This window comes from Rhodoferax sp. (genome assembly GCF_018063565.1).
Classification (GTDB): domain Bacteria; phylum Pseudomonadota; class Gammaproteobacteria; order Burkholderiales; family Burkholderiaceae_C; genus Rhodoferax.
On record NZ_JAGPBB010000147.1, the window covers coordinates 1 to 5,726 of the forward strand.

The 5,726-nt window shown below is 56.9% G+C and carries 5 protein-coding genes and 1 tRNA gene; 5 read left to right on the forward strand and 1 reads right to left on the reverse strand.

The features are described from left to right. Positions 1–1,224: 30S ribosomal protein S12 methylthiotransferase RimO (gene rimO, locus KBF66_RS18635; protein WP_296661099.1), on the forward strand; the 1,224-nt coding region annotated here is incomplete at its 5' end. Positions 1,225–1,335: 111 nt separating this feature from the next. Here the strand turns inward: rimO and KBF66_RS18640 are convergent. Beyond that, positions 1,336–1,420 (reverse strand) — tRNA-Leu (locus tag KBF66_RS18640). 23 nt (positions 1,421–1,443) lie between these two features. On the opposite strand from KBF66_RS18640, the gene rnr reads away from it, so the two are divergent. The 4 genes from rnr (at position 1,444) to KBF66_RS18660 (ending at position 5,710) form a co-directional block, all read left to right on the forward strand. Further along, entirely contained in the window at positions 1,444–3,702 is a 2,259-nt protein-coding gene (gene rnr, locus KBF66_RS18645; protein WP_296661107.1) for a ribonuclease R, read from the forward strand. Positions 3,703–3,712: 10 nt separating this feature from the next. Further along, positions 3,713–4,483, forward strand: coding sequence for an SDR family oxidoreductase (locus KBF66_RS18650; RefSeq protein WP_296661101.1), 771 nt, complete (start codon positions 3,713–3,715; stop codon positions 4,481–4,483). A gap of 249 nt (positions 4,484–4,732) precedes the next feature. Further along, complete coding sequence (locus KBF66_RS18655; RefSeq protein ID WP_296661103.1) at positions 4,733–5,356, forward strand: response regulator; 624 nt, start codon at positions 4,733–4,735, stop codon at positions 5,354–5,356. 27 nt (positions 5,357–5,383) lie between these two features. Continuing rightward, positions 5,384–5,710, forward strand: coding sequence for a hypothetical protein (locus KBF66_RS18660; RefSeq protein ID WP_296661105.1), 327 nt, complete (start codon positions 5,384–5,386; stop codon positions 5,708–5,710). The last annotated feature ends 16 nt before the right edge of the window (positions 5,711–5,726 follow it).

The window sequence follows — 5,726 nt, forward strand, 5'->3', positions numbered from 1 at the left end:
GGCTTTATTGATGATGCGGTCAAGGAGAGTCTGGACACCATTGGTGAGGCGCTGGCTGAAAATGGCAAAGTCATTGTGACAGGATGCCTTGGTGCCAAGATGAGTGATCAGGGTGACAACCTGGTGCGTCAGATACACCCCAGCGTGCTGGCCGTGACCGGTCCCCACGCCACGCACGAGGTCATGCAAGCCGTGCATCAGCACCTGCCCAAACCCCATGACCCGTTTTTGGATCTGGTCCCCAATGCGTTTGGATTGGCGGGTCTGAAACTGACCCCGCGCCATTACGCCTATCTGAAGATCAGCGAGGGTTGCAACCATCGCTGTACTTTTTGCATCATTCCGTCGATGCGAGGTGATCTGGTGTCTAGACCGATCGGTGAGGTGCTGCGTGAAGCGCAGGCTTTGTTTGAAGGCGGTGTCAAGGAACTTCTGGTGATCAGCCAGGATACTTCGGCGTACGGGGTGGATGTGAAGTACCGAACCGGCTTCTGGAACGGTAAACCGATCAAGACGCGGCTGTTTGAGTTGGTTGAGGCGCTGGGTGAATTGGCGCGAGCCCATGGTGCCTGGGTCAGGCTGCACTATGTTTATCCCTACCCGAGTGTGGACGACATCCTGCCCCTGATGGCTTCTGGCTTGATCCTGCCGTACCTGGATGTACCGTTTCAGCACAGCCACCCGGATGTACTTAAGCGCATGAAACGACCGGCCAGTGGGGAGCGTAACCTGGAGCGAATTGAGCGCTGGCGTGGGGCGTGTCCCAATCTTGTCATCCGCAGCACCTTCATTGCCGGTTTTCCGGGTGAAACCGAGCAGGAGTTTGCGCATTTGCTTGACTTCATGCGTGAGGCACAGATTGATCGTGCCGGGTGTTTTGCTTACAGTCCGGTCTCTGGCGCTGCGGCCAACACACTGCCCGGGATGTTGCCAGCGGCGCAGCGGGAGGCGCGGCGTGCCAGTTTCATGGCGGTGGCAGAGTCGGTGTCGGCCGCCAAGTTGCGCAGCCGCATCGGTGCCACGCTTCAGGTTCTGGTGGACTCTGCACCAGGTTTGGGCAAAAAGGGGGCCATAGGTCGAAGCTATGCCGATGCGCCTGAAATCGATGGCTTGGTGCAGTTGCTGCCACCGGAAAAGATCAGCAAGACGCTCAAAGCTGGCGAATTTACCAAGGCGCGTGTTGTTGGAACCCAAGGCCATGATCTGGTGGCCCAACCATTCTGATGGCATCGATTGGCTGGCATTCCGGGCACAAAAAAGCCGCTGGATCACAGCGGCCTTACATTCAAAAACAACGAGTTTCTTGTGTCAAAACAAACCAGAATTCATTTACATTGGTGCCCAGGAAGGGACTCGAACCCCCACGAAGTTACTCGCTAGTACCTGAAACTAGTGCGTCTACCAATTCCGCCACCTGGGCATCTCAGGAAAGAAAGGCAGTATATCAAAAATATTAAGCAAACCAGCAGCTTGCTGGAAGAAGTTGAAGGTCTGGTCCAGGGGCATCGCGATGGTCACGGGTTTGTGATTCGTGATGATGGCGAAGCAGACATCTATTTGCCCCCAAACGAAATGCGGGCGGTGCTGCACAAGGATCGCGTCAAGGTGCGCATTGTGCGTAGTGACCGCAAGGGCCGCCCGGAAGGCCGGGTGGTGGAGATCATGGAGCGCAGCAGCCAAGTCATCATCGGCCGCCTGTTGCTCGAAAGTGGCATTTGGATCGTGGCACCCGAAGACAAGCGCTACGGCCAGGACGTGATGATCCCTAAAGCCGCAACCGGCGCAGCGCGCCCTGGTCAGGTGGTGGTGGTTGAATTGACCGAGCCGCCCGCTCTGTTTGGCCAGCCGGTTGGGCGCATCAAGGAAGTGCTGGGAGAAATCGATGACCCAGGCATGGAGATCGAAATCGCAGTCCGAAAATACAGCGTGCCGCACGAGTTTTCAGAGAACTGCATGAAACAAGCGCGTGCACTGCCCGATACCGTGCGTGGCATCGACAAGTTGCACCGTATTGATCTCACGGATGTTCCGCTGGTCACGATTGACGGCGAAGACGCGCGTGACTTTGATGACGCGGTGTATTGCGAACCGGCCAAAATCGGCAAGGGCAGGGCAGCGGTTCCGGGCTGGCGATTGCTGGTCGCCATTGCGGATGTCAGTCACTATGTCGAAAACGGTTCTGCGATCGACGTTGACGCCTACGAACGAGCCACCAGTGTGTATTTTCCTCGCCGCGTCATACCCATGTTGCCGGAGAAACTCTCCAATGGGTTGTGTTCACTGAATCCTGCAGTTGAACGCCTGTGCATGGTTTGCGACATGCTGATATCGGACGACGGCGAGGTGACTGCGTACCAGTTTTTTCCTGCGGTGATGTTCAGCCATGCGCGGTTTACCTACACCGAGGTGGCGGCCATTCTGGCCAATACCCGTGGCCCGGAGGCGATCAAGCGCAAAGACCGAGTGGCCGACCTGCTGAATTTGCATGATGTGTATCGAGCACTGCTCAAGTCTCGTGAACGCCGAGGCGCAGTGGATTTTGAGACAGTCGAGACCCAGATCGTTTGCGACGAAGCCGGACATATCGAAAAGATTGTGCCCCGCACCCGCAACGATGCCCACAAGCTGATTGAGGAAGCCATGCTGGCCGCCAACGTCTGCAGTGCCGACTTCATTGCGCAAAGCAAACATGCCGGGCTTTACCGGGTCCATGAAGGTCCGACCCCGGAGAAGAAAGAGGTGCTGCGCAACTACCTCAAAGTGACCGGCGTCGGCATGAGCATCAGCGATGAACCCTCGCCAGGTGAATTCCAGGCGATTGCCAACGCCACCAAAGACCGCCCCGATGCGGCACAAATCCATGCGATGTTGCTTCGCTCGATGCAGCAAGCCATCTACACACCCGTCAACAGCGGACATTTTGGCCTCGCATTCGACGCCTATACCCACTTCACCAGTCCGATTCGCCGCTACCCGGACTTGCTGGTGCACCGGGTCATCAAGGCCATCCTTGCCAAAACCAAGTATGCACTGCCTGCCTTGCCCACGCCGGGTGAGGCCCATGCCAAGTTGTCCAAACGGCTGGAGAAAACGCTCGCCTCTCGGGTCACCCAAGCGGGCCAGAAACCGCGCAAACCCAGCGCCGAAATGCAGGCGTGGCAGGCAGCCGGACTGCATTGCAGTGCGAACGAGCGCCGTGCCGACGAGGCCAGCAGAGATGTTGAGGCCTGGCTCAAATGCAAGTACATGCGTGAGCATTTGGGCGAAGAGTTCTCGGGTGTTGTCAGTTCAGTCACCAGTTTTGGCCTGTTCGTGACGCTGGATGCGATGTATGTGGAGGGGCTGATTCACATCACCGAGCTTGGCGGCGAGTACTACCGTTTTGACGAAGCACGGCAGGAACTGCGTGGTGAACGCACAGGCATCCGTTATGCGCTGGGCACGCGGGTGCGGGTGCAAGTCAGCCGGGTTGACCTGGATGGGCGCCGCATTGATTTCCGTCTGATTCAAGACGGTGACGCCAGTCTGCCACGTCTCGGCAAGGAAAAGGATCTGGTGCCCGATGGTGCCAGTGTGCTGCTTCGTGGTCGCAAGCCCGCTGAGGCATCATCCCGTTCGTCACGCAGCCAGGCGGCACCATCCAAAACAGCTCGCTCAGGCAAGACCAATGCCAGGACGACCCCATCACGCCGTCGCACCTGAGACCCTGAACATGTCCAACATACCTGACAACCAGATTTTCCGCGTGGCAGTGGTCACCGGCGCGGGCACAGGCATCGGCAAAGCGGTCGCATTGGCCCTGCTGGCCGACGGCTACCGCGTGGTGCTGGCCGGGCGCCGCATCGAACCGCTGCAGCAAGTGGTGGATTTGAGCCGTGCGGGGGACCGGGCATTGGCCTGGCCGACCGATGTGTCAGATGAGGCCAGTGTCTGCGCGCTGTTTGATCAGTCGGTCAAGCGATTTGGCCGGATTGACTTGTTGTTCAACAATGCAGGCATCAGCGCCCCGGCGGTGCTGCTTGAAGATCTCAGTTTGGCGCAGTGGCAGAACGTGGTCAATGTCAACCTGACCGGCATGTTTTTGTGTCTGCGCCAGGCGTTTCGGGTGATGAAAATGCAAGTGCCACAAGGTGGGCGCATCATCAATAACGGTTCCATCTCGGCCACCACACCGCGCCCCAACTCGATCGCCTACAGTTCCACCAAACATGCTGTGACCGGGTTGACCAAAACCGCGTCACTTGATGGGCGTAAGTATGGCATCGCGGTGGGCCAGATCGACATTGGCAATGCCGCCACCGACATGACACAGCGCATGCAGGCTGGTATCCTCCAAGCCAATGGCACAACGATGGTCGAACCCGTAATGGACGTGGGAGTGGTGGGTCAATCCGTTCTCTACATGGCAAGTCTGCCGTTAAACGCCAACGTCATGTTTCACACGGTGATGGCAACAGCCATGCCATTTGCTGGTCGAGGCTAGGTAGGCTCACGGCAGTCACTGGCGGCGCCAACAAGGCGCAGAGTATTGATTCTTGAAGATCTGAGCGCGCTTGGGTAGTGAAATCCGAGGTGTTCTGCGCCTTGTTTTCTCCTCTCATTTTTCTGCGCGATCTACCGTCAGTGCAGCAGTTTTTGCTAAAAATTATAAAATATGTTAAATTTAACAAAAAATGTTAAAATGTACTAACCAAACTGGTGACTAGTGCATATGGGTACAAGGTGATCAAACATGGCGTCCAACTCTGTTGAAAAGGCGTTCTGTACAACCCGTGAGGCAGGAACGCTATTGGGGGTTTCGGTTGGTACGGTGCAAAGCTGGGTTGAAAGCGGATTGCTCGAGGCTTGGAAAACCGCAGGTGGGCATCGACGAGTTGCCAGGGGCTCGGTTGACCGACTCTTGCACAAAACCAACGGGCGTGGAATCGCCGTTGCACCTGACGTGTCGGCGCTTGACCAAATTGACCGCGTGCGTGTGGTGGTCGTTGACGACGATCCGGTACTGCTGCGTTCCTACCAGGTCAATCTGGAAAATTGTCCTTCAGCTCCGGAACTGACATGTGTCGACAACGCGGTCGCGGCGCTGATGCTCCTGGGTCGCGGGGGACCAGACCTTTTGATCGTCGACTTGATGATGCCGGGTATGGATGGTTTTCACATGCTGCGCCTGCTGAGCCAAGCGCCAGAAGTTGCCGACACCAAAGTTGTGGTGGTGTCGGCGCTTGAAGCCAGTGACATTGCACAACGAGGGGGCGTTCCTCGTGGCGTCGAAGTATTGAGAAAACCTGTTCCATTTGATCGTCTGTTTCAAATCGTGGCCGAAGTTGCAAAGAGGAAGCGCGTACCACACAACTGATGAATACAACCTCCATTGGAGAGCATCATGCGAACCCGTCATCTTTATATTCCATCAGAACTGGCACGTGAAGGCATGGTGCTGAGTCAACCGGCCCACGCCGTGCAGCGCGGATACCTGAGCCTCACGTTGCCTGCAGGCCACACCCTCACTGAGGAAAACCTCAGTCAGCTTTCCACATGCCATGCCGAGTTCATAGGCATCGAGCAGCCTGACCTACGTAGCGACGAACAAATTGCGCTAGAGGTGGCTCAGTCTGTCGGTCGCGTCCTCACAATTTTTGAGGGTGCCGATCTGACAGATCCCAATATGGCGGCCTTCTTTGACCAAGTTCTCGGCTATCGGAGCGCATGATGGCGACCCATAAGCT

Coding starts and splice junctions, on each gene's coding strand:
- KBF66_RS18650 (WP_296661101.1), top strand. CDS start 3,713: ATGTCCAACATACCTGACAACCAGATTTTCCGCGTGGCAGTGGTCACC.
- KBF66_RS18655 (WP_296661103.1), top strand. CDS start 4,733: ATGGCGTCCAACTCTGTTGAAAAGGCGTTCTGTACAACCCGTGAGGCA.
- KBF66_RS18660 (WP_296661105.1), top strand. CDS start 5,384: ATGCGAACCCGTCATCTTTATATTCCATCAGAACTGGCACGTGAAGGC.